The 25,946-nt window shown below is 61.8% G+C and carries 28 protein-coding genes, 1 tRNA gene and 1 pseudogene; 17 read left to right on the top strand and 13 right to left on the bottom strand.

The features are described 5' to 3' along the window. The first annotated feature begins 55 nt into the window (after positions 1 to 55). Positions 56 to 916: a LysR substrate-binding domain-containing protein gene (locus NWV16_RS12365; RefSeq protein ID WP_260523251.1), complete on the top strand. Its 861-nt coding sequence runs from the start codon at positions 56 to 58 to the stop codon at positions 914 to 916. On the opposite strand, the gene NWV16_RS12360 is transcribed toward NWV16_RS12365, so the two are convergent. After that, a complete protein-coding gene (locus NWV16_RS12360; protein ID WP_260523250.1) occupies positions 879 to 1,820 on the bottom strand; it encodes a LysR family transcriptional regulator in 942 nt (313 codons plus the stop codon). The genes NWV16_RS12365 and NWV16_RS12360 overlap by 38 nt on opposite strands. A 134-nt stretch (positions 1,821 to 1,954) precedes the next feature. Between NWV16_RS12360 and NWV16_RS12355 the strand changes: the two genes are divergently transcribed. The 4 genes and pseudogenes from NWV16_RS12355 (at position 1,955) to NWV16_RS12340 (ending at position 4,148) form a co-directional block, all read left to right on the top strand. After that, complete coding sequence (locus tag NWV16_RS12355) at positions 1,955 to 2,359, top strand: RidA family protein (protein ID WP_260523249.1); 405 nt, start codon at positions 1,955 to 1,957, stop codon at positions 2,357 to 2,359. A gap of 78 nt (positions 2,360 to 2,437) precedes the next feature. Further along, a complete protein-coding gene (locus NWV16_RS12350; protein WP_260523248.1) occupies positions 2,438 to 2,995 on the top strand; it encodes a helix-turn-helix domain-containing protein in 558 nt (185 codons plus the stop codon). A gap of 85 nt (positions 2,996 to 3,080) precedes the next feature. Then, positions 3,081 to 3,638: pseudogene (locus NWV16_RS12345) on the top strand (HD domain-containing protein); the annotation flags it as partial. Then, on the top strand, positions 3,636 to 4,148 hold the full coding sequence (locus tag NWV16_RS12340; protein WP_260523513.1) for a GNAT family N-acetyltransferase: 513 nt from the start codon (positions 3,636 to 3,638) through the stop codon (positions 4,146 to 4,148). The pseudogene NWV16_RS12345 and the gene NWV16_RS12340, both read left to right, overlap by 3 nt. 12 nt (positions 4,149 to 4,160) lie before the next feature. Here NWV16_RS12340 and NWV16_RS12335 read toward each other — a convergent pair whose 3' ends face one another. From NWV16_RS12335 to NWV16_RS12310, 6 genes are all read right to left on the bottom strand, one after another. Further along, positions 4,161 to 4,391: a hypothetical protein gene (locus NWV16_RS12335; protein WP_260523247.1), complete on the bottom strand. Its 231-nt coding sequence runs from the start codon at positions 4,389 to 4,391 to the stop codon at positions 4,161 to 4,163. Positions 4,392 to 4,393: 2 nt separating this feature from the next. Then, positions 4,394 to 5,425 carry a catalase family peroxidase gene (locus tag NWV16_RS12330; protein WP_260523246.1) on the bottom strand — a complete coding sequence of 344 codons (1,032 nt, stop codon included), beginning with the start codon at positions 5,423 to 5,425 and terminating at the stop codon, positions 4,394 to 4,396. 5 nt (positions 5,426 to 5,430) lie between these two features. Next, entirely contained in the window at positions 5,431 to 6,888 is a 1,458-nt protein-coding gene (locus tag NWV16_RS12325; RefSeq protein WP_260523245.1) for an aldehyde dehydrogenase family protein, read from the bottom strand. Between the two features lie 19 nt (positions 6,889 to 6,907). Further along, positions 6,908 to 8,437, bottom strand: coding sequence for a GMC family oxidoreductase (locus NWV16_RS12320; RefSeq protein ID WP_260523244.1), 1,530 nt, complete (start codon positions 8,435 to 8,437; stop codon positions 6,908 to 6,910). Positions 8,438 to 8,552: 115 nt separating this feature from the next. Continuing rightward, complete coding sequence (locus tag NWV16_RS12315; RefSeq protein WP_260523243.1) at positions 8,553 to 9,476, bottom strand: LysR family transcriptional regulator; 924 nt, start codon at positions 9,474 to 9,476, stop codon at positions 8,553 to 8,555. Positions 9,477 to 9,537: 61 nt separating this feature from the next. Then, the gene (locus NWV16_RS12310; RefSeq protein WP_260523242.1) at positions 9,538 to 11,085 is read right to left on the bottom strand and encodes a GMC family oxidoreductase; all 1,548 of its coding nucleotides are present in this window, start codon (positions 11,083 to 11,085) and stop codon (positions 9,538 to 9,540) included. 171 nt (positions 11,086 to 11,256) lie between these two features. Here NWV16_RS12310 and NWV16_RS12305 point away from each other — a divergent pair, with 171 nt between their 5' ends. The 3 genes from NWV16_RS12305 (at position 11,257) to leuD (ending at position 14,335) form a co-directional block, all read left to right on the top strand. Next, the gene (locus NWV16_RS12305) at positions 11,257 to 12,186 is read left to right on the top strand and encodes a LysR substrate-binding domain-containing protein (protein WP_260523241.1); all 930 of its coding nucleotides are present in this window, start codon (positions 11,257 to 11,259) and stop codon (positions 12,184 to 12,186) included. 115 nt (positions 12,187 to 12,301) lie between these two features. Continuing rightward, entirely contained in the window at positions 12,302 to 13,723 is a 1,422-nt protein-coding gene (gene leuC / locus NWV16_RS12300; protein ID WP_260523240.1) for a 3-isopropylmalate dehydratase large subunit, read from the top strand. A gap of 3 nt (positions 13,724 to 13,726) precedes the next feature. Continuing rightward, entirely contained in the window at positions 13,727 to 14,335 is a 609-nt protein-coding gene (leuD, locus tag NWV16_RS12295; RefSeq protein ID WP_260523239.1) for a 3-isopropylmalate dehydratase small subunit, read from the top strand. Positions 14,336 to 14,374: 39 nt separating this feature from the next. Here the strand turns inward: leuD and NWV16_RS12290 are convergent, their stop codons facing one another. Next, positions 14,375 to 15,292, bottom strand: coding sequence for a LysR substrate-binding domain-containing protein (locus tag NWV16_RS12290; protein WP_260523238.1), 918 nt, complete (start codon positions 15,290 to 15,292; stop codon positions 14,375 to 14,377). Between the two features lie 544 nt (positions 15,293 to 15,836). Between NWV16_RS12290 and NWV16_RS12285 the strand changes: the two genes are divergently transcribed. The 5 genes from NWV16_RS12285 (at position 15,837) to NWV16_RS12265 (ending at position 19,141) form a co-directional block, all read left to right on the top strand. After that, positions 15,837 to 16,022: a DUF1843 domain-containing protein gene (locus tag NWV16_RS12285; RefSeq protein WP_260523237.1), complete on the top strand. Its 186-nt coding sequence runs from the start codon at positions 15,837 to 15,839 to the stop codon at positions 16,020 to 16,022. Between the two features lie 34 nt (positions 16,023 to 16,056). Then, the gene (locus NWV16_RS12280; RefSeq protein ID WP_260523236.1) at positions 16,057 to 16,683 is read left to right on the top strand and encodes a DUF1842 domain-containing protein; all 627 of its coding nucleotides are present in this window, start codon (positions 16,057 to 16,059) and stop codon (positions 16,681 to 16,683) included. Positions 16,684 to 16,723: 40 nt separating this feature from the next. Beyond that, a complete protein-coding gene (locus NWV16_RS12275; protein ID WP_260523235.1) occupies positions 16,724 to 17,302 on the top strand; it encodes a DUF1842 domain-containing protein in 579 nt (192 codons plus the stop codon). A gap of 100 nt (positions 17,303 to 17,402) precedes the next feature. Further along, the gene (locus tag NWV16_RS12270; RefSeq protein ID WP_260523234.1) at positions 17,403 to 18,866 is read left to right on the top strand and encodes a GDL motif peptide-associated radical SAM/SPASM maturase; all 1,464 of its coding nucleotides are present in this window, start codon (positions 17,403 to 17,405) and stop codon (positions 18,864 to 18,866) included. A 200-nt stretch (positions 18,867 to 19,066) separates the two neighbouring features. Then, positions 19,067 to 19,141, top strand: a tRNA-Gln gene (locus tag NWV16_RS12265). A 51-nt stretch (positions 19,142 to 19,192) separates the two neighbouring features. Here NWV16_RS12265 and NWV16_RS12260 read toward each other — a convergent pair. From NWV16_RS12260 to NWV16_RS12250, 3 genes are all read right to left on the bottom strand, one after another. Further along, the gene (locus NWV16_RS12260; protein WP_260523233.1) at positions 19,193 to 19,582 is read right to left on the bottom strand and encodes a DUF1801 domain-containing protein; all 390 of its coding nucleotides are present in this window, start codon (positions 19,580 to 19,582) and stop codon (positions 19,193 to 19,195) included. Between the two features lie 152 nt (positions 19,583 to 19,734). After that, a complete protein-coding gene (locus NWV16_RS12255) occupies positions 19,735 to 20,076 on the bottom strand; it encodes a hypothetical protein (protein WP_260523232.1) in 342 nt (113 codons plus the stop codon). A gap of 86 nt (positions 20,077 to 20,162) precedes the next feature. Next, positions 20,163 to 20,807, bottom strand: a complete 645-nt coding sequence (locus NWV16_RS12250; protein WP_260523231.1) for an ATPase — start codon at positions 20,805 to 20,807, stop codon at positions 20,163 to 20,165. Positions 20,808 to 20,970: 163 nt separating this feature from the next. Here NWV16_RS12250 and NWV16_RS12245 point away from each other — a divergent pair, with 163 nt between their 5' ends. The 3 genes from NWV16_RS12245 to NWV16_RS12235 all read left to right on the top strand — a co-directional run bounded on the left by NWV16_RS12245 (position 20,971) and on the right by NWV16_RS12235 (position 22,952). Continuing rightward, a complete protein-coding gene (locus tag NWV16_RS12245; protein ID WP_260523230.1) occupies positions 20,971 to 21,216 on the top strand; it encodes a hypothetical protein in 246 nt (81 codons plus the stop codon). Positions 21,217 to 21,267: 51 nt separating this feature from the next. After that, positions 21,268 to 22,299: an NAD(P)-dependent alcohol dehydrogenase gene (locus tag NWV16_RS12240; protein WP_260523229.1), complete on the top strand. Its 1,032-nt coding sequence runs from the start codon at positions 21,268 to 21,270 to the stop codon at positions 22,297 to 22,299. Positions 22,300 to 22,490: 191 nt separating this feature from the next. Further along, positions 22,491 to 22,952: a DUF3574 domain-containing protein gene (locus NWV16_RS12235; RefSeq protein WP_260523228.1), complete on the top strand. Its 462-nt coding sequence runs from the start codon at positions 22,491 to 22,493 to the stop codon at positions 22,950 to 22,952. Here NWV16_RS12235 and NWV16_RS12230 read toward each other — a convergent pair. Together NWV16_RS12230 and NWV16_RS12225 are read right to left on the bottom strand one after the other, a co-directional pair. Beyond that, positions 22,949 to 23,095, bottom strand: a complete 147-nt coding sequence (locus NWV16_RS12230) for a hypothetical protein (RefSeq protein ID WP_260523227.1) — start codon at positions 23,093 to 23,095, stop codon at positions 22,949 to 22,951. The genes NWV16_RS12235 and NWV16_RS12230 overlap by 4 nt on opposite strands. 231 nt (positions 23,096 to 23,326) lie before the next feature. Beyond that, positions 23,327 to 24,910, bottom strand: a complete 1,584-nt coding sequence (locus NWV16_RS12225; protein WP_260523226.1) for a winged helix-turn-helix domain-containing protein — start codon at positions 24,908 to 24,910, stop codon at positions 23,327 to 23,329. 242 nt (positions 24,911 to 25,152) lie between these two features. Here NWV16_RS12225 and NWV16_RS12220 point away from each other — a divergent pair, with 242 nt between their 5' ends. Further along, positions 25,153 to 25,905, top strand: a complete 753-nt coding sequence (locus NWV16_RS12220) for an SDR family oxidoreductase (protein ID WP_260523225.1) — start codon at positions 25,153 to 25,155, stop codon at positions 25,903 to 25,905. The last annotated feature ends 41 nt before the right edge of the window (positions 25,906 to 25,946 follow it).

Below are 25,946 nucleotides of genomic sequence, written 5' to 3'. Positions count from 1 at the left end.
AAGGGCAAACAAACGATGGATTTAGCGGAAAACTGATTAGAGGAACTTATCGATCATGCTGAAACACTGGCCACCCCTCAGCTCGTTGCGCGGCTTCGAAGCGGCCGCCAGATTGGGCAGCTTCCACAAGGCCGCCGAGGAACTGAGCCTGACGCAGTCGGCCATCAGCCAGCAGATCCGCAGCCTTGAGGCCTACCTGGAGCAGCCGCTGTTTTTCCGCAGCGGACGCAGCGTGGCGCTGACCGACGCCGGCCACGATCTGCTCAGCACCACCCAGGCAATGCTGCAGCAACTGTCGGTGGGCATCCGGCGACTGGGGCAATACCAGAAGCCCAATCAACTGGTGCTCAACACCACTCCGGCGTTTGCCCGGCACTGGTTGCTGCCACGGTTGGGAGACTTCCGCCGTCAGCACCCGAAGGTGGATCTGTGGATTTTCAGCACCGATGAAGTGCCGGACATGGCGACCCAGACCATCGATCTGGCGGTGCGCGACGACATCAGCTCCCAGGCCGAATGCAGCTTCAAGGTGCTGCATGCCGACCGCCTCTATCCCGCGTGCCATCCGAGTGTGTTGGCGCAACCCGCCGCGCAGCGCACCACCCTGCACGGCGAGCGGGAAATGGACTGGAGTCACTGGGCGGTAGAGGCTGGAATCGATATCGGGCAGCAGGAACAGGGGCTGAACTTCTCAGACCCGGGCCTGCTGCTGGACGCGGCTTGCTCAGGTCTCGGGATTGCGCTGGTCAGTCAGTTGCTCAGCCGCCAGGCGCGGGAAAACGGATTGTTGCAGCCACTGGTTGAGCAGACCATTCGCGGCCCGAACTGGGCCCTGTTGACCCACCGCGACAGTGAAAACGACCCCATGGCCCGCCGTTTCACCGAGTGGTTGCTGGCGAACCTGGGCGATCCATGACCGGCGCGTGGCGGGCCATCACCTCGGCGATCCAGTCGATGAACACCCGCAGTTTGCGGCTGATGTGACGGTTGGGCGGGTACGCCACGTAGAGCGGCATCGGATCGAGGCGCCAGCCTTCGAACAGTGGCAGCAGATCACCGCGCGCTTCGTGTGCTTTGGACATGTACCTGGGCAACCACAACACGCCCAGCCCCGCGAGGCCTGCCGCCAGATAGGCATTTCCGTCATCGACCGCGAGCACATGGCGACCCTTGATCTGCAGATCTTCGAGTTCGTTGTGCAAAGCGTAAGGCACGGGTTTGCCGGTACGCGCCCAGAGAAACCCGACCACCCGGTGATGAGAGTCTTCCAGTTCACGAGGATGCTTCGGCGTGCCGGCCCGGGCCAGGTAACTCGGCGCGGCATACACGCCCAGTTGCAGATCGGCGACCTTGCGGGCCATCAGCGACTGATCCCGCAACTCGCCGCCGCGCACCACGCAGTCGACGTTTTGATCGATGATGTCGACGATCCGGTCGCTGACGCCCATGTCGATCTGGATTTGCGGATAGCGCTCATAAAATTCGGGCAGCGCCGGTACCAGAATCAGATTGGCCAAAGGGCTCGGCACATCGACCCGCAAGCGCCCCTTGGGCTGGGCTGCCGCACCGGGAAGGCTGGTTTCGGCGTCGTCCATGTCCGCCAGCAATTTGATCACGCGCTCATAGTAGGCCGCGCCGTCCTCCGTGACGTTGACCTTGCGTGTGGTGCGGTTGAGCAATTTCACTCTCAACCGCGCCTCCAGTTGCTGGACGAGCTGGGTCACGGTGGTCTTGCTCATGTGCAGCGTCTCGGCGGCTTTGGTGAAACTGCCCGCCTCCACTACTCGGGCAAAGGCCTGCATCGCGTCAAAACGGTCCATCACCCACCTCTAATGGCAGCTCGATTGTTTGGGATTTACAAACAGTGAGCGCCAAGGTTGCGTGTTTATCGTGCCAACGCAAGCCCCTAGAGTTTCTCCATCGCAGGTTCTCGACCCATTGAAGGAGACACCCCATGCCCCATGCCCAGCCAAAACGCGACGTGGTTTTCCCGCCCGGACGCCATGCCCTCTACGAGCGCAATCGCTATTCGCCAGCGGTGCGTTCCAACGGTTTTCTGTTCGTTTCCGGGCAGGTCGGCAGCCTGGAAGATGGCTCGCCCGAGCCGGATCTGAAGCAACAGGTGCGACTGGCATTTACCAATCTGAATGCGATTCTCGGCGCAGCCGGCAGCAGCTTCGATGACGTGGTGGACGTGACGGTGTTCATGGTCGATCCGCAATCCACGTTCGAAACCATCTGGGAAGTGGTGCCGGAGTTCTGGGGTGAAGCGCCGCATCCGACCATTACCGCGGTCGGCGTGACGTGGCTGTATGGCTTTCAGTTCGAGATCAAGGTGATCGCCAGGCTCCCGGAATGACCTGATATCGCGTCGATTTGCAGCACGGGCCGGCAGTCTTCAGACTGTCGGCCCGCATTCCTTTTGCGATCCATCGCCATGCCCGACACCTTGCTCAAACCCAGTCTCCCCGGCCTCGCCCTGCGCCGCTGGCGTGTGCTGCACCGCGTCAAGCAGAGCCATGCCGCCGAGCTGTTCAAGGTCACCCAGTCGACGATTTCCCGCTGGGAAAGCGGTGTGCAGGCGATGGATCCGAACGCCCATTTTCAGCTTGAACGGTTGCTCGCGGCACGACTCGACAGCGCCGCCGATCAGGCGCTCGCCCGACTGGTGACGGACAGTGCCCGCCCGGTTCACCTTGTCTGCGACCTGACCCATCGCCTGCTGGCCTGCTCCCCGGCCCGCGCCGCGCAGTTCAGCAGTCCGCTGAGCGAGCTGCTGGGGCAATCGTTGTGGTGCTTTGCGACGGCAGAAATCCAGCACAGGGAGTCCTTGCTGGATGACAACGGCTGGCGGGAAGTTCAGGCGCCACCGGCACTGGAATTCGTCACCGGCCACAACGACTCAACCGTCGTCCCCATCCGCGAGAGCCTGTGTCGCTGGACGCGGATCACCCTGTCGGACGGCACCGCCGCACGGCTGGTGGAAACCCTCTGAGCCACCCGCCGCATATTTTATGCGTGGACGATGATCAAGACCGGGCCTAGGCTTTGGATCCTGCCCTCTCGATCCCGGTCCCTGCATGAACCTCGAAAAAATCAAGGGACGTCTCGACTTTCTGCGCGAAGCGGAACGGCTCAAGGACGTCCTCAGAAGCGCTCACACCTCCTCCGGGCGCAGTGAAAGCACCGCCGAACACAGCTGGCGCCTGTGCCTGATGGCCATCGTGTTCGCCGACGATCTGGCCGGGCTCGACGTGCTGAAAGTCCTGAAGATGTGCGTCATCCACGACCTCGGCGAGGCCATCAACGGTGACATTCCGGCGGTCGATCAAGCCGGTTTGCCCGACAAGGGCGAACAGGAACGCAACGACTTGCTGCTGCTCACCCGCGCTCTGGACGACGCGCCGAGAAACGAGATCCTCGCGCTCTGGGACGACTATGAAAACGCCGGTTCTGCCGAAGCCAGAGCGGTAAAAGCGCTGGACAAGCTGGAAACACTTTTACAACACACTCAAGGCAGGAATCCGCCAGACTTCGACTATGGCTTCAACCTGGCCTACGGCAAGCAATACACCAGTGCCGATCCGCTGTTCGAAACTCTTCGGACCCTGATCGACCGGGATACCCGAGAACGCATGAATACAAACATCACAATCCGCAACGAACGCCTCGAAGACATCGACGCCATCGCCCGAATCACCGAGGCCGCTTTCCAGCACGAAGAACACTCCAGCCACACCGAACAATTCATCGTCAACGCCTTGCGCCGCGCCGGTCAGCTCAGCGTTTCGCTGGTGGCGGTGGAGAACGACACGGTGGTCGGCCATGTCGCCATTTCACCCGTGACGATTTCCTCCGGCGCTCAAGGCTGGTATGGCCTGGGCCCGATCTCCGTGTGCCCGACCCGCCAGCGGCAAGGCATCGGCTCGGCGCTGATGAAAGCCTCGCTGGCGCAGTTGCAGCGCATCGGCGGCGTTGGCTGCGTAGTGCTGGGTGATCCGCGCTATTACGCTCGCTTCGGCTTCAAGGCTCACTCGAGTCTGGAGTTGCCGGGAATTCCGGCGGAGTACTTTCAGGCATTGGCGTTTGGCGGGGAGTTGCCGGTGGGCGTCGTCAGCTACCACAAGGCCTTTGACGCCACCGAGTGAGGCGCGGAACGCTTAGCGCACCAACCACCGTGCCATCAACCGCGAACTCTGCGGCATCAGCCAATAGACCATGTTGAACGAGATCAACCCGGCGACCAGCATCTTGAACAACCACCCCGGCAGACGCAGGTCCGCCAGTTCCAGCAGCGCTGCCAGTGCCCACGGCATGGACACCGACAGCGGCCACACCACCAGCCACGACACCAACCATTGCTTCCAGCGGGCGACAGCATCCTGTGTCATGGCTACTGACGCCGCAGCGCGGCGCGCTGGTAGATGCGGTCACGAGCCAGGGTCATCGGGTCGCGGCTCAAGGCAATGCCGTCCGGCAGCCGACCGGGACTGAAGTCGAGGCGTTGCTGGAGCGATTGCTGATCCTCGTCAGGCACCACTGAATCGAGGGTGAAGAGGCCCAGCTCGACTTCACGACGATTTCTCGGCCACGGGATGGAGCCGTCTTCGACCACATCGCCCGGCTCCGCCAGTTGCGCGATCAAACGCATCTGTGCAGGGCCCTTCGCCAGTCGCGCCGTCAACTCGTCCTGCAGGTAGTCGACCGGCATCCGGGCCGCTTGCTGGTCGCTGATCAGCGATTGGCCGGTTAACGGTTCGATGCGATAGCGAACAATATGTTCCTGGTTTTCCCGGTTGCTGAAGACCAGCGAGTTCACACCGAAGTATTCGAGGCGGGTATAGCTCGACGGCGCCGGTTTCGCCGTCTCCAGAAAATGTCTGGCCCTCGAATGTTCCGCCAGAAAAGCCTGCAACGGCTGCGGATCCGGCGGCGTCGAAACCGTCGCCGCGATGCCTTGCAGGAAGACCAGAAAGTCTTCGGGCGTGGCCACCGGAAAGCCGTCGAACGAGTGACTGACGATGTCGGTGACCTCACCGTTCGGCAGCCTGAAGCGCACCGCAAGGCCACGCGGGCTGGCCATCGGATCACCGTCCACCGTGGCCGGCACGCCACTGAAGTTGGAGAAACGCAGCACCACTGGCACCGGTTGGCCCTGCAAATGCGCGGCGCGACTGAGCGTCGCCGCCGCTGGTGAGGCGGTAAAGAAGCCGTTCACCAACACGCCCTTGGCATGGGTCGCACGAAAGCCGGAATGCTTGCCGAACGTGGCATATAGCGCATCCAGCAGCGCGTCGTAGAGTTTGTCCTGAGACACGGAAGCAGTCCTTGTAGAGGTCAGAGGTTGTTCGCTGGCGGCATGGACAGAGGACGCGGTCAGCGTCCCTGCCAACAGCGCGACGATCCACGGCCGGGATGATCGCATCGGGGTCACTCCTGACGCAGGCCGGGATTGAGAGCGATGTGTTTGTACTCGACAAAATCATCCATTGCCGCCACACCGTTCAAACGGCCCTGCCCCGACTGCTTGAACCCGCCCTCCTCGAACTCGTCGTAGACCACCGCCCAGTCGTTGACCCAGACCGTGCCGGCCTCCAGCTCACGGGCGACTCGCAGCGAGCAGCCGATATCACGGGTCCAGACGCTGGCGGCCAGACCGAATTCACTGTTGTTGGCCAGTTCGATGGCCTCGGCTTCGCTGTCGAAGATTTGCAGGGTCAGCACCGGGCCGAACGTCTCCCGCTGAACGATGGCCATTTCAGGATCGCTGACCCGCAGCAGCGTCGGCCGATAGAACGCGCCTCTGGCCAACGGCCCGTCAGTGACCGGCCCACCGCGCACGATGACTTGCGCGCCGGCGGCTATCGCCTCTTCCACGACTTGATTGACCCGCTGCACATTCGGCTTGTCGATCAGTGGCCCCATGTCACTGGCCGGATCGGCAGCCGGACCGACCCGCACAGCTTCGAGACGTGTGGCCAGGCGCTCGGTCAGCACCGTGGCGATGTCCCGTTGCACCAGCAGACGCGAACCGGTCATGCAGAACTGCCCGGCAAATACGGTCAGCGCCTTGACCAGCGTCGGCACCACCGCATCGAGATCGGCGTCGTTGAACACCAGCATCGGCGTCTTGCCGCCGAGCTCCAGCCCGAAGCGTTTGAGGTGTTTCGCCCCCGCCGCCGAGATGGCCCGACCGGTGCCGGTGCTGCCGGTGAAGCTGATGACCGGCACCGTCGGCGACTCCACCAGGTGAACGGAACCTGCGGCGCCCTGCTCACTGAACAGGTTGATCACACCTCGAGGCAGCGATGGCGCCTCACTCATGATTCGTGCGACCAGCGCGTTGGTCCGGGCGGTTTGTCCGGGCATCTTGATCACGGTGGTGCAACCGGCGGCCAGTGCCGGTGCCAGTGAGCGAATCATCAGCACCACCGGCGAATTCCACGGCACGATGATGCCGGCCACACCGACGGCCTGGCGGATCACCATGGAGATCTTGCCAGGCCGGGGTTCCGCCGCCCGGCCATATTCAGTGCGGGCCAGCGCGGCGTAATAACGCAATTTGGACGGCACCATGCCGACTTCGAAGGTGGCTTCAGGGCGGATCTTGCCGTTCTCCAGCGCCAGGGTGTCGACCAGTTCAGCGGCATTCAACTCGAAGGCGTCTGCCAGTTCCAACAGTACCTGGGCCCTCAGCTGGCGATCGTCTTTCCACGGTGTCTGTGTGAATGCCCGCTGTGCAGCTTCGATGCCCTGGCGGGCCTCGGCTTCGCCTCCTTCGGCGAAGCGCCCGATCACTTCATAGGTCGAGGGGTCGATGCAGTCGTGATGCACACCGGAATCCAGCCACAGGCCGTCGATCCAGTTCAAAACCGGGGTATTGTTCATGGTGAAGGCTTCCTTGGATTCAGGCGTAGAGGCCGGCGATTTTTTCGGCGGTGGCAATGACGGTGAGGTTGGTGGCTACGGAGGGCACGTCGGGGAAGATCGAGGCGTCGACCACCCGCAGGCCTTGTACACCGATGACTCGGGCATCGAGGTCGACTACTGCTTTTTGATCGCCCGGTCGCCCCATGGGTGCCGTCGAGGTCGGATGGTGATAGGTGTCCAGGGTGGCTTTGACGCTGGCCAGCAAGGCTTCGTCGGAGTCGTTGCCCTGCCCCGGATTCAGCTCGGAATGAACCAAGCCCTTGAGCGGTGCCGTCGCCCCGATTCTGCGCGCCAGGCGAATACCGTCCAGCAGGCGCTGACGGTCCTTGGGCTCGGCGAGAAAATTAAGGTCGATTTCGGGGGCCACTGACGGATCGCGACTGGCGAGTGTGACCTTGCCCCGCGACAGCGGCCGGGTCAGCGCCACCGCGAGCACGAAACCGACTTGCGTAGGGCTCTGGTCATGGGGAAACAGGTGGGTCGCCGTGATGTGAATGTCCAGATCACCGTGTTCGGCGCTGCGGCTGTGGGTCCAGAGTTTGGCCCCGATGGCCGGCGACTGGCGACCGATCGAATCAGGCCTGGCGGCGTAGGCATTGTAGTAGAACGGATGATCCGCCAGATTCTGCCCGACCGGCAGTTCGGCGACCTGCGTGATCCCCAGCGCGCGCAGGTCTTCGCCGGGACCGATGCCGGAACGCAGCAGAATCGCCGCGCTGCCATAGCTGCCGGCCGACAGAATCACTTCGCCGGCCCGTAACTGCTCACCATTGGCCAGCTGTACACCCACCGCACGTTTACCATCGAACAATACTTTGTCCACCAGACTGTCAGCACGAATCTGCAAATTATCGCGGGCGCGTACCTCGTCCGTGAGGTAGGCCATGCCGGTGTTGACCCGCACGCCATCGACGATGTTCATCGGATACGGGCCCACACCGTTGGCATCTACGCCGTCGAAATCGTCGATCATCCGGTAGCCGTTGGCGACTGTCGCGTAAATGAAGGCCTTCTGCATTGGCGTGACGTCAGCATTGCCGAGCTGGCGCACCGGCAGCGGCCCTTCGTGTCCATGGAGCTCGCTGGCGCCACCGCTGTGGCTTTCGAGTTTCTTGAACCAGGGCAACAGCTCTTCGTAGCTCCAGCCCGGCAGATCCCAGCGCTCGAAATCAGTGGCGCGGGCGCGGATCGCCACCGCGCCGTTGATGGCTGAACTGCCGCCCAGCACTTTGCCGCGCAACGCGCCGATCGGGTGTTCGATGTAGCCCGGCCGCGAGGTGTAACCCCACTCGAACCGGCGATTGCCATTGGCACCGACAACGTCGCTGCTGGCGACGATTTCGGGGTACTTGCCCGGCGCAAAACTCTGGCCCGCCTCCAGCAACAGCACCTGGCGCCGGGTATTTTCACTCAAGCGACGGGCCAGCACCGCGCCGGCCGAACCGCCGCCGACCACGATCACATCGACCGGGGCACGTCGGGCAGGATTAACATGGGTATCGTTCATGGGTTTCTTCCCTGTCAGGCGTCAAAGCGCGCCTGTTGAAGGAGAGCTTATTGGAGGGCTCGAGGACTCATAAGCCGGGGAAAACCGAATCGCGGTTTCGTGTTTTCCGAACGGCTCAGTGCGCCGAATGGGCCGCGAGCAATTGCTCCCACACCGGCGGGTTGCCGATCTGCTCACACAGAAAATCGGTCAACGCCTGCAGTTTGGGCGAAGCCCGTTGCGAACGTCGGTACACGGCGGAAATATTGCCGCCACGGGGTGCATATGGCGCCAGCACCTCCTCGAGCGTGCCATCCACAAGCGCTTGCGCGGCCAGAAACGTCGGCAGAATCGCCAGCCCCAAGCCGGCCTTGGCTGCCTCCATGAGCTGATGGCCGTTGTTGGTGCGCATCCGGCAGCGCACGCGAAACGACTCCAGCGCATTATTCACCGGCAGCGTCCACATGCCGTGGGGCTCGCGATTGACGTAAAGCATGGCGAAATGTCCGGACAGTTCCCGCGGTGTCTGCGGCGTCCCGTAAGCCGCCAGATAGTCCGGGCTCGCGCAGATGATGTGGCGGTTGGCGGTGATGGTCTTCGCCACCAGCGAAGAGTCCGGCAACTCGCCGATGCGAATCGCCGCGTCGTAGCGCTCTTCGTGCAGATTGACGTGTCGGTCGTCGAACTCGACGTCCAGGCGCAAGTCGGGATAGCGCACGGCGAACGCCGACAGGATCGGCGTCAGGTAGCGAATGCTGAACGCCATCGGCGCGGCCAGCCGCAGATTGCCGCGCAAGCTCGACTGAAAGGCCAGAACAGCGTCTTCCGCTTCTTCGACGTCTGCCAGAATGCGAACGCAGTAGCGATAAAACACTTCACCGGCCTCGGTCAGCCGGGCCTGTCGCCCGCGTTCGAGAACGATGCTGCCCAGGCGCTTTTCCAGTTGCGCAATCCGCTGACTGACCATGGATTTGGCGGTACCCAGCTGTCGGGCCGCCTCGCTGATACTGCCGGTTTCGACCACCATGACGAACGATTGCATCTCGCAAAGCTTGTTCAAGTTCTACATCCAGTGCAGGCCAGGCACACGGCCGCTGCCGGTCGTGCCCCTGTGATTGTTTTTATTTCGAGAGACGGGATTGCTTGAGGGTGTCCGACAGCTTTTCCGCCATCATGATGACGGTCGGGTTCAGGTTGATCAGCGGGATCTCGGGAAAGATCGACGCATCAATCACACGCAGTCCCGGTACGCCATGCACCCTTCCCTGTTCATCCACCACGGCGACCGGATCGGTCGACAACCCCATCGGTGCGGTCGAGCACGGATGCTGCAAGGTCCCCACCCCTCGGGCCAGCGCCGCACGGATCTGTTCGTCGCTGTCATCCACCGACGGGCCGGGGTACAACTCCTCCACGATCAGGCTTTTGAGCGGTTCGGTTTTGGCCAGTCTGCGCGCCAGGCGGAAGCACTCGACCATCCGGCTCATGTCGTCCTCGCTGGTCAAATGATTGAGTTCGATGAGTGGTGCAGCGGCAGGGTCGCGGCTGCTCAGGCGGACTCGGCCGGTGGATGTGCAATGCATCAGCTCCAGGCCCAGCGAGAACGCTACGCCGGTGGGGCTGATGGCCGGGTCGAGCAGGTGCGAGGGGGAAATGCCGATGTCCAGTTCCTTGTCCGAGCCGGCACGGGACGAATGAGTCCAGAGCTGCGCACCGACCACTGGATGCTCCTGGCCTTTCAGGGTTTCCCGAGCACTGAAGTTCATCCAGAAGAACGCATGATCGAGCAGTCGGGTGCCGACCGGTGCGTCCTTCACCAGTGGAATGTCCAGCGCTTGCAGATCGGCCCTCGGGCCGATGCCCGAGCGCAGCAGGATCGCAGCCGAGCCGTAGGAGCCGGCGCAGAGGATCACTTCTTTACCGTGCAATGTTCGACCGTCCGCCAGCCGCACCGACTGAACCCTGCCCTGCTCGAACAGCACTTTATCGACGAGGCTCTGCTGCAGAATTGTCAGGTTGGACCGTGATCGTACTTCACGGGTGAGATAGGCCATCGCGGTATTCACCCGCACACCGTTGACCACGTTCATCGGGTTAGGGCCGGCGCCGTTGTTGGCTTCGGGATTGTTGAAGTCTTCGACCCTGTTGGCGCCGCAGGCCCACGCGGCTTCGAGCATCGCGCGCTGTACCGGGGTGATGTAGTCGAGCGACATCTGGTGAATCGGCAACGGCCCGGTACGGCCATGCCATTGCGCATCACCATGGGGAGCACTTTCCATTTTCTTGTAATACGGCAGGACATCTTCGAAGCTCCAGCCTTTCAAGCCTTTGGCGCCGAACCGGGCAAAGTCGAAGGGCAAGGCCCGGCATGCCACCGCGCCATTGATGGCGGAGCTGCCGCCCAACACCTTGCCCCTTGGTGCGTACACCGGTTGAGGCTGCTCGACCGGCCGGGCGAAATAACCCCACTCATAACGGGGGTCGCCATTCGCGGCGATGATGTTGGCGTTGTAGCTTTGCTCAGGGTATTCGTCCGGGTCGAACGCCCGTCCCGCCTCGACCAGCAGCACATCGAGCTGCGCCTCTTCGGTCAATCGCGCCGCCAGCACGGCCCCCGCCGAGCCGCCACCCAGGATCACGAAATCGAACACCTTTTCATCGACTGTCATATCACTTCCCTATTCTTGTCAGGTGAAGGCCGACCGCACTGCGCGGTCGCCCCCCACAGGTTCATGGAGCGACGAACCGCCCACCAGCCCCGGAAAACGGGCCGCTCCTTCCCACACAATGGACAATCGGGCTTGTATAGTTGGCGTCCTTTTCCCGAGCGAATGTCGCCCGTGCTAGATCTCAATGACCTGCAGTATTTCGTGATGGTGGTGGACCACGGTGGCTTTGCGCCGACGGCGCGGGCGCTGGGGATTCCCAAGTCGAACCTGAGCCGGCGCATTGCCTTGCTCGAAGAGCGACTGGGCGTGCGGTTGATCATCCGCAACACGCGCAACTTCTCGGTGACCGAACTGGGGCAGACCTACTACGCCCACTGCCGCTCGATGCTCAAGCAGGCCGAAGCCGCGGAGGTGGCGATTGCCATGAACCGGGCCGAACCGGCCGGCGTCTTGCGCGTGACCTGTCCGACCACGCTGCTGGAAGAATGCGTCGGCGGGATCATCACACGCTTCATGGCCATGCACCCGCGCGTCGAAGTGCATCTGGAAGCCAGCGACCGTCAGGTCGATGTGGTGGCCGAAGGCGTCGATCTGGCACTGCGGGTGCGACCGCCGCTGCTTCAGGATTCGGAGCTGATCAGCCGAGTGCTGTCGCATCGGCCGCAATGCCTGGTCGCCAGCCCGAAGCTGGTCGAGCGACTGGGCGAACCCCGCGAACCGGAAGAGCTGTCGCGCTTTCCCAGCGTTCATCACGGCAGTCCGCAACAAGGCTACCAATGGACGCTGTTTCATCAGGACGGTGCCGAGTTCACCCTGCAGCACCGCCCGCAGCTGATTACCAAAGGCCTGACGATGCTCCGATGCGCCGCCATCGACAGTATCGGTGTGGCGCAGATGCCGATGTCGCTGGTGCACGATTTCATCGAGCGCGGCCAACTGACCCGGGTGCTGCCCGACTGGGCACCGCGCACGGAAATGATCTACGCAGTGTTCGCCTCGCGCCAGGGCATGTTGCCGTCGTTGCGCATGCTGATCGACTTCATGGCTGAGCAGTTCGAATTGCTCGACGACCCGCTGCGTGGAATGGGGGCGAAAATCTGAGGCAATTACTCACAATCCGTGTTCAACGGCTTTACCAAAGCGCGCTTGATGCCATTTCGGCGATCAATGACTCTGTCCGTACATTGTTTTGCACTGACAGAAAAGAGCCCGCGCCATGTCCAGCCCGAGAACCCTGTACCAGAAGCACATCGACAGTCACACCGTCTGCACCCTGGACGATCAGGGCCATGTGCTGCTCTACATCGACCGTCAGGTCGCCAACGAATACACCAGCCCGCAAGCCTTCAGCGGCCTGCGCGCAGCCGGACGCAAGGTCTGGCGCCCGGCGGCCACGCTGGCGGTGGTCGATCATGTGAACCCCACGGCGCCAACCCGCACCGCGGCCATGCCCGATGCCGGAGGTGCGCGGCAGGTGTCGTATTTCGAGGATAACTGCCGCGACTTCGGCATCGAGCTGTTCGATGTACTGGACAAGCGCCAAGGCATCGAGCACGTCGTGGCGCCGGAGCAGGGTTTCATTCTGCCGGGCATGGTGGTAGCGGCCGGCGACAGTCACACCACCACTTACGGCGCGCTGGGTGCGTTCGGTTTCGGTATCGGCACCTCGGAAATCGAACACCTGCTGGCGACGCAAACCCTGGTCTACAAGCGCCTGAAAACCATGCGGGTGACGGTCGAGGGGGAACTGGGCGCGGGGCTCACGTCGAAAGACATCATCATGGCCCTGATCGAGAAGATAGGCGCCTCGGGGGCCACCGGTTTTGCCATCGAATTCACCGGCCCGGCGATCAGCGACCTCAGCGTCGAAGCGCGCATGACCATCTGCAACATGGCCGTGGAGGCCGGCGCCCGTGGGGCGTTCATGGCGCCGGACGACAAGGTTTTCGCCTATCTGCAGCTCAAACCGCGTGCACCGAAAGGGGAAGTCTGGGCGCAGGCGGTCGAGCGCTGGAAAAACCTGCACAGCGACCATGGCGCGGTGTTCGACAGTGAAGTCAGCCTGGATGTCTCGGCTCTGGAACCGATGGTCACCTGGGGCACCAGCCCGGATCAGGCCGCCCCGGTCGGCGGACGCGTGCCGGACCCCGCCAGTCAGCCCGACCCGATCCTGCGCCAGGGCCTGCAACGCGCCCTTGATTACATGGGATTGAAACCCGGCACGCCGCTGAACGAGGTGGTGATCAGCCACGCCTTCATCGGCTCCTGCACCAATGCGCGGATCGAAGATTTGCGTGACGTTGCCCGCGTGGTACGCGGCCAGCGAGTCGCGGCTCATGTGCGGGCGATGATCGTGCCCGGCTCAACGCAGGTGCGCGATCAGGCCGAAGACGAAGGTCTGGCGCAGATCTTTCGCGACGCCGGTTTCGAATGGCGGCAATCGGGCTGCTCGATGTGCCTGGCGATGAACGACGATGTCCTCGCGCCGGGTGATCGCTGCGCCTCCAGCACCAATCGCAACTTCGAAGGTCGTCAGGGCGCCGGTGCGCGCACGCACCTGATGAGCCCGGCAATGGTCGCCGCGGCCGCCATCACCGGGCATTTGACTGACGTTCGCGCCTTCGCGCCGGGAGTTTGAGCCATGCAACCGTTCACCACCATCAGCGGCAGCGCCGCGCCGTTTCTGGCGGCCAACATCGACACCGATGTGATCATGCCCAAACAGTTCCTCAAGGGTATTGATCGTCACGGGCTGGACCGGGGGCTGTTCTTCGATCTGCGCTTTCTGGCCTCGGGCGAACCCAATCCCGACTTTGTGCTCAATCAGCCTGCCTGGCAGGACGCGGCATTTCTGGTGACTGGCCCCAACTTCGGTTGCGGCTCCAGCCGTGAGCATGCGGTGTGGGGCTTGAAGCAGGTCGGAATCCGCGCGCTGATCGGCACCACGTTCGCCGGGATCTTCTACGACAACTGCCAGCGCAACGGCGTGTTGGCGATCCAGCTCGATGCCGGGCAGCTCAAGCAGATCGCCGAAGTCATCAGCGTGCCGGTGACTGCGCAGATCCGCGTGAATCTGCCCGGGCAGACCATCGAGCTGGCGGACGGCACACGGATCGCTTTCGAGATCGACGCGCTGCGCAAACAGTCACTTCTGCTGGGGCTGGACGCCATCGGCACAACCCTGCGACGCACCGAGCAGATTCGCGCCTTTGAAGCGCGACATCTGGCAGAAAATCCCTGGTTGGCTTGAACACAAAAAACCGGGTGGCTCACTGAACCACCCGGTTTTTCATTCGACGGACAGGTCGCGGAAATACGCTTCGAGAAACTCCACGCACACCCGCAGCTTGGCCGACTCGCTGAGCCGCGTCGGGTAAACGGCCCAGACGTTGGCGCTCTGGGTGTAGTCCGCGAGCACTTGCACCAGTCGCCCCTGTTCGAGCATCGGTTTGACGTCCCACATCGAACGCAACAGGATCCCGCCGCCGCTCAGGGCCCACTCCATCACGATTTCACCGCTGTTGGAGGACAACGGGCCGCTGACCCGCACCGATTCCTCTTGTCCGTCCCTGGTGAGCTCCCAAATGCCGAACGCATTGTTGCGTTCCTTCAGCACCAGGCAATCGTGGTCCTGCAGATCTGCAAGGGTTTGCGGCGTGCCCCGGCGCTCAAGGTACTCCGGCGTGGCGCACAGTACCCGCCGGTTACTCACCAGTTTGCGCGCCAGGTGCTGACCCGGCACGTCATCGCCGACGAGGATTTCCAAGTCGAAGCCCTCGCCCACCAGATCGACCACGCGGTCGAACACGTCCAGACGAATATCGAGCTTCGGGCACGCTCGGGACAGCTCACTGATGGCCGGCGCCACGTGATTGCGCCCGAAACCGAAGCTACTGCAGATGTGCAGCGAACCCGCCGGCTGGTGCCGGGCCTGGGCCATTTCACCGAGGAAATCATCGAAGTCCCCCAGCAGCTTTTCTGCCCAGATCCGCACCCGCTCGCCATCGTCGGTCAGCGCGATGCGCCGGGTGGTGCGGTGCAGAAGTTTTGTCGAGAGCGTGTTTTCGAGCACCGCGATGCGCTTGCTGACGTAGGCCGGCGAATAGCCCAGCTCATCGGCGGCGCTGGCAAAGCTGTTCTTGCGGATCACCGTCAGGAAAACCTTGAGGTCTTCAGGCAAGGGAAACGGATCACGATTCGTGTTCATACAGCGCGCTTACTCACTGCCTGCTTCATGATTCGCGCAGGATAGCAGCGGCCATGACCGTTCGGCGCTTTTTCTGGCAGCCCCGGACAAACAGGGCTAGGGTTGCGTGGCTGGCGATATGCTGGCCACCAGGCAAACGTCTCTCGACGAATGCCATCGGCAGCACTGGAAGAAAAATCAGGGATGGTTTTTGTGCTTGCGGGTTAATGCACTCTTGATGAGTGAACAACCTATCCCTGTGTTTCGTTGCTTTCTATCAAGGACAGAAAGATGACCAACGTACAGGCGAACTTCTCTTGCCCTCTGCCACGGCAGGCGCACCTCCCGACTCCGGACAGCAGACCGGACGGTTTCGGCTGACGCCCGCGGCGTCGGCGCCCCCTTCAATCACCACGAATAAACGGATCCGGACGGATCAGGCGTTCACTTCGCCGCGAGTCACTGTCGCCAGTGATTCCCGGTGCCGGTTGTCGCCTGTCTGTCAGGAAAGACTCCCCTTGCCTGAAGGGGAACGTTCGGCAACCACCACGAGGAAACCCTCGCCATGACTGGTTCAAAACACAACATGCCGCCCTACGGCGCTGCCATCCAGGACGCGATTTCGGGAGGCGATCTGCAACGGATGAAGACTTTGTTGAAGCAACGCGATTCGACAAAGCCGGAAGAGAAGGCGCTGCAAACCGCGTACAAAAATCTGGCCGAAGAAGTGTCTCGACTGGAAAAACACTAAGGCCATTACTCAACTTGCAATGGAGGCAAATCACATGTCAGCCACTCAGCAAAATGTCGGACTGTTCCCCGTGTGCTACAGGATCGGCACGGGTCAGCCAGGCGCGCAAAACCTCGCGCTGAATCTGCTGGTGTCCACACCGCAGCAGCATGTCACCGGCACCGCCGCCGTGACGCAGGCCACTCATCCGCCGCTCGACATCGATTCGGATGTCTGGGGTGAATACACCTACCTGACGGTCATGAAGCCCGGTGTCAGCAAAATTCTTATCACCGCACAGGGCAACCACGGCGGCCCTGGTTCCAACGCCATCATCAACTTCAAGATCCATCTGGTGGTCGGTACCGACTGGCGCGAAGGCGTGGCCAACTATGAGTATTTCGACGGTCAACGCTGGCACGAACTGAACAACGTGCCTGCGCATCTGGTCGAGGTGCGATCGAACGTCTTCCAGCCCTTCCATCCGGGCCCGGTCATTCAACCGCACAAACCGGTCCTGCCGCTGTATGCCGCACCGATCCAGACGGCCATTGCCAGCGGTGACCTGGCCCAGATGAAAAACCTGTCGGGTCTTGCCCGGCAGCAACTGGAGCAGTTGCCGCAGTTGCGCATCGCGGTGGACGTCGCCAAGAAAGAAATCAGCCGCTTGCAAAGCCATTGATCGGCTATTGGAACCCATACATTCACAAGGGAGCAGCATCATGTCGATCGGACTTTTTCACACCCGCCTCATCGCCAGCAATTCCCTGCTCGGCGCACCGGTTCTGACCCTCGATATTGTGGTCGATACCGTCCGCAAAAAAGTCAGCGGCGTGGCCAGCGTCTTTCAAAGCACCTGGCCGCCGGTCAATTTTCATGCCCGGGTCTGGGGCGATTATTCCGAGGCCAGACTGACGCCGTCGGCCGAGAACTACATCATCCTCACCCTCGACGGCAGCCCGAGCGGCCCGCTGAGTCAGATCGCTCAGACCTTCCACCTCAAGGGCATCCTGAGCGACTGGACCAACGGTTTTGTCGACTACCGCTACAACGAAGGCGGCCAGTGGCATGACGTGCGCCACGTCGCCGTGCATCAGGCGCCCAGTGTCGAGCCACAGCCGCCGGAGCATCACGTTCACCCTCTGTATGCCGTAGCCGTGCAAACGGCCCAGGCCAGCGGTGATCTGGCCCAACTGAAAACAGTGGTGCAACAGGGCGAGCAGCAACTGGCCCACGAAGGCGCCTTGCGCAGTGCCCTTGAGCAACTGAACGCGGAGATTGCCCGACTGGAAGCACGCTAAACCGCATACGCCGGGCGCGAGGCTTCGCGCCCGGCGTCTTGCCGGTTTTCAAGGTCAGTCCAATCGTGCCGCGCACAGAACCGTGCGCAAGGATCTCCCCATGACAGACAACCGCCCTGCCCGCTACCTCAGTGACACCGATCTCAAACGCTACGTGCCGGTGCACGTGGTCTGGGAAATCACCCTGGCGTGCGATCTCAAATGCCTGCATTGCGGCTCGCGCGCGGGGCATCGACGCCCCGATGAACTCAACACCCGCGAATGCCTCGATGTCATCGATTCTCTCGCGGCCCTCGGCACCCGCGAAATCACCTTGATCGGCGGCGAAGCCTATTTGCGCAAGGACTGGACCCAACTGATCCGGGCCATTCACGACCATGGCATGTACTGCGCCATCCAGACCGGCGGACGCAACCTGACCCCGGCGAAAATGCAGGCCGCGGTCGATGCCGGGCTCAACGGCGTCGGGATTTCTCTGGACGGGCTCGCGCCCTTGCACGACAAGGTGCGCAACGTGCCCGGCTCGTTCGACAAGGCGGTCGACACCCTGCGCCGGGCCAAGGCGTGCGGGTTGGCCGTCAGCGTCAACACGCAGATCGGCGCGGCAACCCTGCCTGACTTGCCGGAACTGATGGACACCATCATCGAACTGGGCGCCACCCATTGGCAGATCCAGATCACCGTGGCCATGGGCAACGCCGTGGACCACCCGGAACTGTTGCTGCAACCCTATCAACTGCTGGAAGTGATGCCGCTGCTCGCCCGGCTGTACCGTGAAGGCGTGGATCGCGGTCTGCTGATGAACGTCGGCAACAACATCGGTTATTACGGCCCTTACGAGCATTTGTGGCGCGGTTTCGGTGACGAGCGCGTGCACTGGAGCGGCTGCGCGGCGGGCCAGACGGTACTGGCGCTTGAAGCCGACGGCACGGTAAAAGGCTGCCCGTCGCTGGCGACCGTCGGCTTCTCCGGCGGCAACGTGCGCAACATGAGCCTGCACGATATCTGGCACTACAGCGAAGGCATCCACTTCGGCCGCCTGCGCTCGGTCGACGACCTGTGGGGCTACTGTCGCACCTGCTATTACAACGATGTCTGCCGGGGTGGCTGCACCTGGACGTCGCACTCATTGCTGGGCAAACCCGGCAACAACCCGTACTGCCATTACCGGACCCTGGAACTGAAAAAGCGCGGACTGCGCGAGCGCATCGTCAAGCTCGAAGACGCGGCCCAGCGCTCCTTCGCGGTCGGACGTTTCGACCTGATCACCGAACGCATCGATACCGGCGAGCAGGTCAGCAGTGTCAGCGACAGCGGCCAGGTGATCAAACTGGCCTGGATCAATCAGGGTCAGAAATCCCCGGAGGAAGGACGCATCCCCATGCAACTGGCGCTGTGCCGAAGCTGCCTGCAGTACATTCATCCCCACGAATCGATCTGCCCGCACTGCCACGCCGACGTCGCGGCCGCCCAGGCGCGTTATCTGACAGACCGAGCGCGGCAGCAGGCAATCATGAATACCTTGACCGGATTATTGGGAATGGAGCCGAGCCGGCTGGGATGAAACAAGGTTCAGGCGTCCGCGTCTTTTGGGGCGCCTGGACCGGTCACGCCGCTGAAAACCCGTGTTTTCTCCCCTTCCGGAAAATAAGTAGCTGTTTTCCATGAAATTTATTTGATTCAGGGGTTCCCAGAACGCAAGAGCGCTGGTAAAGTGCCGCCCACTGTTGCAGAGGTCCTCCCGGGACTGAACACAATAGTGACAGGGGCGTCGCCAAGCGGTAAGGCAGCAGGTTTTGATCCTGCCATGCGTTGGTTCGAATCCAGCCGCCCCTGCCATTTTCTTCCTCGTTTCACCCTCCTCCGCTTCACCTCTGCCTCCACGGCAAATCACTTTTTTGAATTCAAGGTAATCGCCGAACGCACCAATGCTTTCAGTGCCTTTGCATCGATCTTGTCGTCCTCGTGAACATCAATCGCCCGCCGGGTATTGCCCTCAAGGCTGGCATTGAACAGTCCCGACGGATCCTCCAGCGCCGCGCCTTTGGCAAACGTCATTTTCACCACAGCCTTGTAGGTTTCTCCGGTGCAGATGATGCCGTTGTGTGACCAGACCGGAACACCCCGCCATTTCCACTCCTCGACCACCTCGGGATCCGCCTCGTGAATGATTGCGCGGATCTCGGCCAGTTTCTGGCCGCGCCAGTCGTTCAGTTCCTTGATTCTTGCGTCGATCAGCGCAGAGGGATTCTCGGTCGCCGTGCCGCTGTCCTTCTTCATCTCCTGTTTCTCCCGAAGTACCTTTGCGCTATCCAGCGTAGCGCCGGCGGCAGCAAACGCCGGGAAAAAAAAGCCCCGCATGGCGCGGGGCAAGAAATTGGTTGGTTGCGGCCAACCAAAGGAGCATCGTCAAAAGCGTTGAGCGTCAGGCGTTACAGGCACTCCTGGGCAGCCCGTTCAAAACTCGACGGCAGGAAACTCGACGCCAGCAAGTGGCGCTCGTACAGAAACACCTTGCCACCGCCCTGCGCCTTGTAGGCTTCCAGCACGTTGTCCGCCGATACCTTGCTCGGCACCACAATCCGGTAGCTGCGCTGGGTCTGGGAGACCGTCGGGTTCATCGCGCTGTGCTGCAGTTTCGGCACCACACATTCGGCGTACTCGGCCGGCGTCTTGTGGGTCTGCAAGGTCAGCGTCGGGTCATTCGGCGCAGAGGCGCAAGCGGTCAGCAGCAAAGCGGCAGAAGCCATGGCAGGGATAAAAAAAGCACGCATGGATAGCATCCTGAAAATAAAAGGTTCGGTTCTCAAGCAACGCTCAGCGTCACGGGCGCTGCCGTTGCGATGTCTGATTCGGGTATTCAGCCAGCACTCACCAGGGCCTTGAGCGAATCATCGAACTGCTTCAAGGCGCTGAATTGCAGGTCGCGTTGCTGTTCGATCCGGGCGGCGATCTCGGGCGCTGCCTTGTCGTGAACCCATACCGACGGCATCTGTTTTTCCACCGCACCTTCGGCCTTGCCGATGTATTGCAGGTTGGCGTCGTAGAAGCGGGCGGCGAATCGCGCTTCGACCTGGCTGTTGCGTTGCGTCAGCAAGCGGTTGTGGGTGTCGAGCATCACCACCACGTCGGGATGCGCCTGAAGCAATGAATTCAGGTTGTCGTAGACCGTCACCGAGAGAAACTGCTGTTGCAGCGAACTCATCAGCCAGTCGATGGCCAGTTCCGGGTCGGAGCTGTTGACGAAGGCCTCGCGAATCCGCGCATCGAGCGCATCCCTGGCACCGTTCAAAGCCACATCGTGGTAACGCTCGAGGTATTGCAGGTTGTCCAGAGTGTTTTCGCTGTACAGCACACCCACGGTTTGCGAGTGCTGCAGTCCGCTGCCGGCTGCGCCGATGGGCAGAAAATGGCACGTACCGGCGTCGGCTGCGTAAGTCGGTGCAGTGGTGGCTACCCCGCCCATCAGCAGGGCGACCAAAGCCAGTCGGGTCAAAGTCTTCATCGCGCAAATTCCTTGAGCTGCGTTTCGATGGAGGCGATTTTCCGCCTGTCGGCCGCAAAGCAGAACTTGCGTTTCTTGATGGTCACTATTACTTGAAGCAATAGTTGCGCAGCGTGCAGACTGCGGCACACTCGATCACAACGAAAACAAATGAGGATTTTCCGTGCGTACCTTTGATCTGATCCGCGATGCCGTCCTGCCCGAGTTCCGCGACCGGGTGGCCGAATACCTCGTCGAATACGAAACCGTGCTGGGACAGTCAGCGGACGACTCGGAGTCAGTACGGGCTGTGGCCAATCAGCTGCGCGGTTATCTGCGCGGCCTCAACACCACGCGGGTGCTGGGCATGGCGGACTGGGAAGAACTCGACCGACGCGTGCTGGACACCTGGCTCGCGCCTTCACGATGACCCGCTAGACTCTTCAGGCTGCGCCCGCAGCGCCAGACCTGGAGGTGTCCGATGAGCAATAACACCGAACCCACTGCATTTACCGGCTGGGCCGCCACCGCAGCCGGTGCGCCGCTGGAACATTACAGCTACGATCCCGGTCCGCTGGGAGAGGAAGAAGTCGAGGTCGCCGTGGAGTATTGCGGCGTCTGTCACTCCGATCAGTCGCTGATCGACAACGACTGGGGCATCAGCCAGTACCCGTTCATTCCCGGTCACGAAGTGGTTGGCCGGATCGTGCGGGCGGGCCCGCAGGTTCGTGGCCTGGAAGTCGGCCAGCGGGTGGGGATCGGCTGGTACAAGGGCAGTTGCATGCATTGTTCTTCGTGCATGGGCGGCTCCCATCATCTCTGCACGACGGTGCAACCGACGATCATCGGCAGCAACGGCGGATTTGCCGACCGCATGCGTGCACATTGGGCCTGGGCTACGGCGATCCCTGACGGACTGGATCCCGCCAAGGCCGGGCCGCTGTTTTGTGCCGGTTCCACCGTGTTCAATCCGCTGGTGCAATTCGGCATCAAACCCACTGACCGAGTCGGTGTGGTCGGCATCGGCGGCCTGGGCCATCTGGCGCTGCGTTTTCTCAATGCCTGGGGTTGCGAGGTCACAGCCTTCACTTCCTCACTGAGCAAACAGGACGAAGCCAAACGCCTCGGCGCCCACAAGGTTGTCGCCTCCACCGACAGCGACGCGCTCAAGGCCATTGCCGGAACCCTGGATTTCCTGCTGGTGACCGCCAACGCCAACCTCGACTGGACCGCCATGCTCGCGACGCTGCGCGGCAAGGGGCGACTGCATTTTGTGGGGGTTGTCCCGGATGCGATCCCGGTGCACGTGTTCAACCTCATTCCCCAGCAAAAGTCCTTGTCAGCCTCGCCGGTGGGTTCGCCCACCACCACAGCGACCATGCTCGAATTCTGTGCCCGCCATCAGATCCTGCCGCAGGTGGAGGAGTTTCCGATGAGCAAGGTCAATGAAGCCGTTGACCATCTGCGCAGCGGTAAAGCGAGGTATCGGATTGTGTTGAACGCCAGTAAATGAATGAAAGGCGCATGAGTTAACACCTCATGCGCCTTTTTTTGTTCCCGGATAAACGTTGTTTCATCGTGTTTTCAGTTGACCCACTTATTCCATAAATCAAGCATGCGGCCACTTTTTAATCTTTTATCGCTATTACTGCTGCCCTTTATGATTGCCCGCGCCTGCACTCAATTCATAAAAAGGGAGTTTCCATGCAAAAAAGCCTGTTAATGGCCGCACTGTTTTTGGCAGTCGCCGGTTGTGCCAGCCCGCCTCCCGCCTCCGTACACACCAAAGACCCCGCCAGTTCAACCCTGCAGGGCGATGCCACGCGCCCGGCGCAGGCGCAGTGGGTGCGTACCGAGCTGTATTTCTCGGTGGGGCCGATCGAAGGCAAGGAAGGCGTGGTAAGCCCGGCGCGCTGGCGCGAGTTTCTCGATCAGGAAGTGACGCCGCGTTTCCCGGACGGTTTCACCGTGCTGGACGCCTACGGGCAGTGGAAGGACCATGACGCTAAGGTGCCTGAGCGGCTGGCGACCAAGGTGATTGTGATCCTGCATGAAGGCAGCCCGAAACGTGAGCGCGATATCGAGGCAGTTCGTCTGGCTTATAAACGCATTACGGGGGATTTGTCAGTGTTGCGGCTGTCGCAGCCGGCCCAGGTATCGTTTTAATCCGCCGTCTGCTGCAGAGCTTGCCGAGGTGTCGACACCAGGCGGCTCAACCCCGCCAGCAGCAGCGCCCCCCACCCCACCACCGTGATGCTGGAATACAGCATGTACATGCACAAGCAGGCCACAGCGACAGGGGCACTCATACACATCCTTATCGGCGACAGGCCAGTTCATGGAGCCCGTCATCAAGAAATGTTTGCAGAGCCTTTGATCGATTCAGCGCGCGCCGTCATGGCAATCGAGGGTTCTATCGTTTGCAGATTTGATGGGTTGGTCGGTAAAAGCTAAACGATCTTAAAAACAACGAACAAATACCGTTTTTGCATTAGCTTAGGTTCTCCGCAACCGTGCCCGGAGCGTGTCCGTTCAAGCGCTCACTCAGGCAGTCCTGCCAGTCGAAGCCCCTCAATCAAGCGGGCGAAATCTTCGGGGCGTTGAATTGGCAGCCAGTCTTCAAGATGGCCGAGACGCAGCGCAGGGTTCATCGCCTGCAAACGCAACATCGCCTGGCGGGCCTTTTCAACACGGCCGCCCAAGGCATGACTGGCAGTCAGCAACACCGCTGCCACCAACAGCGTGGGCAGATTGCCCAGGGCCTTTTCGGCGAACTCTGCGGCGCTATCGAAATCCTCGGCCAAGAAATGCGCGAGGGCCATGCCGACGTACATCCTGAACATTTCCGGATCCAGCGGGCTCAAGCGGGCAGCATGGTTCAAGTCCTTGATGGCAGGCCCGGCTTCACCACGAAGCGCACGCAGGATCCCGCCAAGAAACCACGCGGGCGCGAGATTGGGATTGAGCAGGCGGGCGCGGTCGAGCAAGGCAATGCCACCGTCCACATCACCGGCCAGGTGCGCTAGGGCATGCCCACCACGGGTCAACGCCACCGCATCATCGCGCCCCAGTGAGACCGCCAGGCGCGCCAGACGGATACCCTCGGCGATCTCGGCGGGTCGATCCACCATCCAGCCATTGAGCTTGCGCCAGAAGTGGCACCAGGCAGCCATGCCATAGGCCGATGCGAATTCCGGATCGAGTTCGAGGGTCTTGTAGAACATCGGCAGGGCCTGTTCGATGGCCTCCTGATTGCCGCTGTGCAGTTTTGCCATGGCCCGCAGGTAATAATCGTAGGCGTCCAGGCTTTCCGTCGGCTTGCGTTTGGCGCGCTCGATCTCCACACGTTCCAGTTGGGGCGCAATGGCGCCGACGACGCTTTCGGTGATCTGATCCTGCAGCGTGAAGATATCGTCAAGGGTGCCTTCGAAACGCTCGGCCCAGATGTGGGCACCGCTGGTTGCGTCGATCAGTTGCCCGGTGATGCGCACCCGATTTGCGCATTTGCGCACACTGCCTTCCAGCACATAGCGCACGCCCAGTTCCTGCCCGACCCCTTGGGCGTCCACCGCCCGGCCCTTGAACGTGAAACTCGAATTGCGCGCAATGACGAACAACCAGCGCAGACGCGACAGCGCGGCGATGATGTCCTCCACGACACCATCGGCAAAGTAGTCCTGCTCGGAGTCGCCGCTGAGATTGAGGAATGGCAGGACGATGATCGAGGGTTTTTCCGGCGGCACCGGTGCGCCGGAAACGGCTGGTGTCGTAGCGGCGATCGGGCGTTCGACGGGATCCGGCACCGATCCGGTCATGCGCGCATCGACCCGGCCAACAAAGCGGTAGCCCTTGCGGGCGACCGTGCGCAGCAGGCGCTGCTCCTCGCCGGTATCACCGATGGCCTTGCGCACGGCATTGATATGGCTGGTGATGGTCGATTCGGAAACGATGCGGCCGCTCCATACCGTGTCGAGCAAAGCATCCTTGCTCAGCACGCGGTCAGGGTTGTTGACGAACAGCAGCAACAGATCGAAGACCTGCGGGCTGATGGGCACGACCTGCCCGCGCAAGGTCAGCTCGCGACGTTCTTGATCAAGTACATAGTCTTCAAACCTGAATGGCACAGCGAACGTCCCTTGACGAGGCGCCTTCGACTCCGTGTTCCGGGCGGCAGAGGGTGAGAGGTCGAGAACGATAATACGCCTGCCGTGAACACGCCACTGTCTCCAGTCCGCAATGCCGGCTGGACGGAAATGCAAGGGTTCGACAAGGCAAACTCAAGGTCATCACAAGGACTTCCCTCCCCCGCACCGGCACTCTCCATTCCATCGGCGCCAACGGTTGGCGTCATCAAGGAGAGAGACCCATGAAGATTGTCGTTATCGGAGGCTCCGGCCTCATCGGCTCGAAACTGGTGCCCCTTCTGCGCGAGCGCGGCCATGACGTGCTCGCCGCCAGCCCGAGCACGGGCGTCAACAGCATCACCCGCGAAGGACTGGCGGCCGCGATGGACGGCACGGATGTGGTGGTCGACGTCGCGAATGCGCCGTCCTGGGAGGATCAGGCCGTCCTGGATTTCTTCGAGACGTCCAGCCGTAACCTGCTGGCGGCCGAAGCGGCTGCCGGGGTTCGCCATCACGTTGCGTTGTCGATAGTCGGTTGTGAACGGTTGCCCGAGTCTGGCTATATGCGCGCCAAGGTGGCCCAGGAAAACCTGATCAAGGCGTCCGGTCAGCCTTATTCGATCCTGCGGGCAACACAGTTTTTCGAATTTGTCGGCGGCATCGCCGAGTCCTTTGCGGTGGCCGATGAACTTCGCGTACCTCCGGCGCTGATTCAACCGATCGCCTCTGACGATGTGGTCGCAGCGTTACTCGACGTCGTTCTGGCGACCCCGCTCAACGGCTCGGTGGATGTCGGCGGGCCCGAGGCGCTGCCGCTGGACGAACTGGCCCGGCGTTATCTGCAAGCAAGTCACGACAACCGCAAAGTCGTACCGGACGTGCACGCACGCTACTTCGGGACGCTGCTTGACGATCAGTCGCTGGTCACCGGCAAAGATTCGCGTCTGGGGGCCATCCGTTTTGAAAACTGGATCGCTCGCTCGTCGGCTCGATAGTCACTCCCGCCATTCCACTTCCTGGTTGCAAGGAGACATCC

Origin of the sequence: Pseudomonas sp. BW7P1, from assembly GCF_024981055.1 — a bacterium.
Classification (GTDB): Bacteria; Pseudomonadota; Gammaproteobacteria; order Pseudomonadales; family Pseudomonadaceae; genus Aquipseudomonas; species Aquipseudomonas bananamidigenes.
This window is presented reverse-complemented; position numbering and strand designations above follow the sequence as displayed.

Excerpts from the sequence above, each read along its gene's own strand:
- NWV16_RS12290 (WP_260523238.1), bottom strand. The coding sequence starts at position 15,292 with ATGAACACGAATCGTGATCCGTTTCCCTTGCCTGAAGACCTCAAGGTT.
- NWV16_RS12220 (WP_260523225.1), top strand. The coding sequence starts at position 25,153 with ATGAAGATTGTCGTTATCGGAGGCTCCGGCCTCATCGGCTCGAAACTG.
- NWV16_RS12355 (WP_260523249.1), top strand. The coding sequence starts at position 1,955 with ATGCCCCATGCCCAGCCAAAACGCGACGTGGTTTTCCCGCCCGGACGC.
- NWV16_RS12285 (WP_260523237.1), top strand. The coding sequence starts at position 15,837 with ATGACTGGTTCAAAACACAACATGCCGCCCTACGGCGCTGCCATCCAG.
- NWV16_RS12255 (WP_260523232.1), bottom strand. The coding sequence starts at position 20,076 with ATGCGTGCTTTTTTTATCCCTGCCATGGCTTCTGCCGCTTTGCTGCTG.
- leuD (WP_260523239.1), top strand. The coding sequence starts at position 13,727 with ATGCAACCGTTCACCACCATCAGCGGCAGCGCCGCGCCGTTTCTGGCG.
- NWV16_RS12275 (WP_260523235.1), top strand. The coding sequence starts at position 16,724 with ATGTCGATCGGACTTTTTCACACCCGCCTCATCGCCAGCAATTCCCTG.
- NWV16_RS12330 (WP_260523246.1), bottom strand. The coding sequence starts at position 5,425 with ATGCGATCATCCCGGCCGTGGATCGTCGCGCTGTTGGCAGGGACGCTG.
- NWV16_RS12350 (WP_260523248.1), top strand. The coding sequence starts at position 2,438 with ATGCCCGACACCTTGCTCAAACCCAGTCTCCCCGGCCTCGCCCTGCGC.
- NWV16_RS12235 (WP_260523228.1), top strand. The coding sequence starts at position 22,491 with ATGCAAAAAAGCCTGTTAATGGCCGCACTGTTTTTGGCAGTCGCCGGT.
- NWV16_RS12260 (WP_260523233.1), bottom strand. The coding sequence starts at position 19,582 with ATGAAGAAGGACAGCGGCACGGCGACCGAGAATCCCTCTGCGCTGATC.
- NWV16_RS12320 (WP_260523244.1), bottom strand. The coding sequence starts at position 8,437 with ATGAACGATACCCATGTTAATCCTGCCCGACGTGCCCCGGTCGATGTG.
- NWV16_RS12360 (WP_260523250.1), bottom strand. The coding sequence starts at position 1,820 with ATGGACCGTTTTGACGCGATGCAGGCCTTTGCCCGAGTAGTGGAGGCG.
- NWV16_RS12325 (WP_260523245.1), bottom strand. The coding sequence starts at position 6,888 with ATGAACAATACCCCGGTTTTGAACTGGATCGACGGCCTGTGGCTGGAT.
- leuC (WP_260523240.1), top strand. The coding sequence starts at position 12,302 with ATGTCCAGCCCGAGAACCCTGTACCAGAAGCACATCGACAGTCACACC.
- NWV16_RS12240 (WP_260523229.1), top strand. The coding sequence starts at position 21,268 with ATGAGCAATAACACCGAACCCACTGCATTTACCGGCTGGGCCGCCACC.
- NWV16_RS12270 (WP_260523234.1), top strand. The coding sequence starts at position 17,403 with ATGACAGACAACCGCCCTGCCCGCTACCTCAGTGACACCGATCTCAAA.
- NWV16_RS12230 (WP_260523227.1), bottom strand. The coding sequence starts at position 23,095 with ATGAGTGCCCCTGTCGCTGTGGCCTGCTTGTGCATGTACATGCTGTAT.
- NWV16_RS12340 (WP_260523513.1), top strand. The coding sequence starts at position 3,636 with ATGAATACAAACATCACAATCCGCAACGAACGCCTCGAAGACATCGAC.
- NWV16_RS12250 (WP_260523231.1), bottom strand. The coding sequence starts at position 20,807 with ATGAAGACTTTGACCCGACTGGCTTTGGTCGCCCTGCTGATGGGCGGG.
- NWV16_RS12365 (WP_260523251.1), top strand. The coding sequence starts at position 56 with ATGCTGAAACACTGGCCACCCCTCAGCTCGTTGCGCGGCTTCGAAGCG.
- NWV16_RS12310 (WP_260523242.1), bottom strand. The coding sequence starts at position 11,085 with ATGACAGTCGATGAAAAGGTGTTCGATTTCGTGATCCTGGGTGGCGGC.
- NWV16_RS12335 (WP_260523247.1), bottom strand. The coding sequence starts at position 4,391 with ATGACACAGGATGCTGTCGCCCGCTGGAAGCAATGGTTGGTGTCGTGG.
- NWV16_RS12280 (WP_260523236.1), top strand. The coding sequence starts at position 16,057 with ATGTCAGCCACTCAGCAAAATGTCGGACTGTTCCCCGTGTGCTACAGG.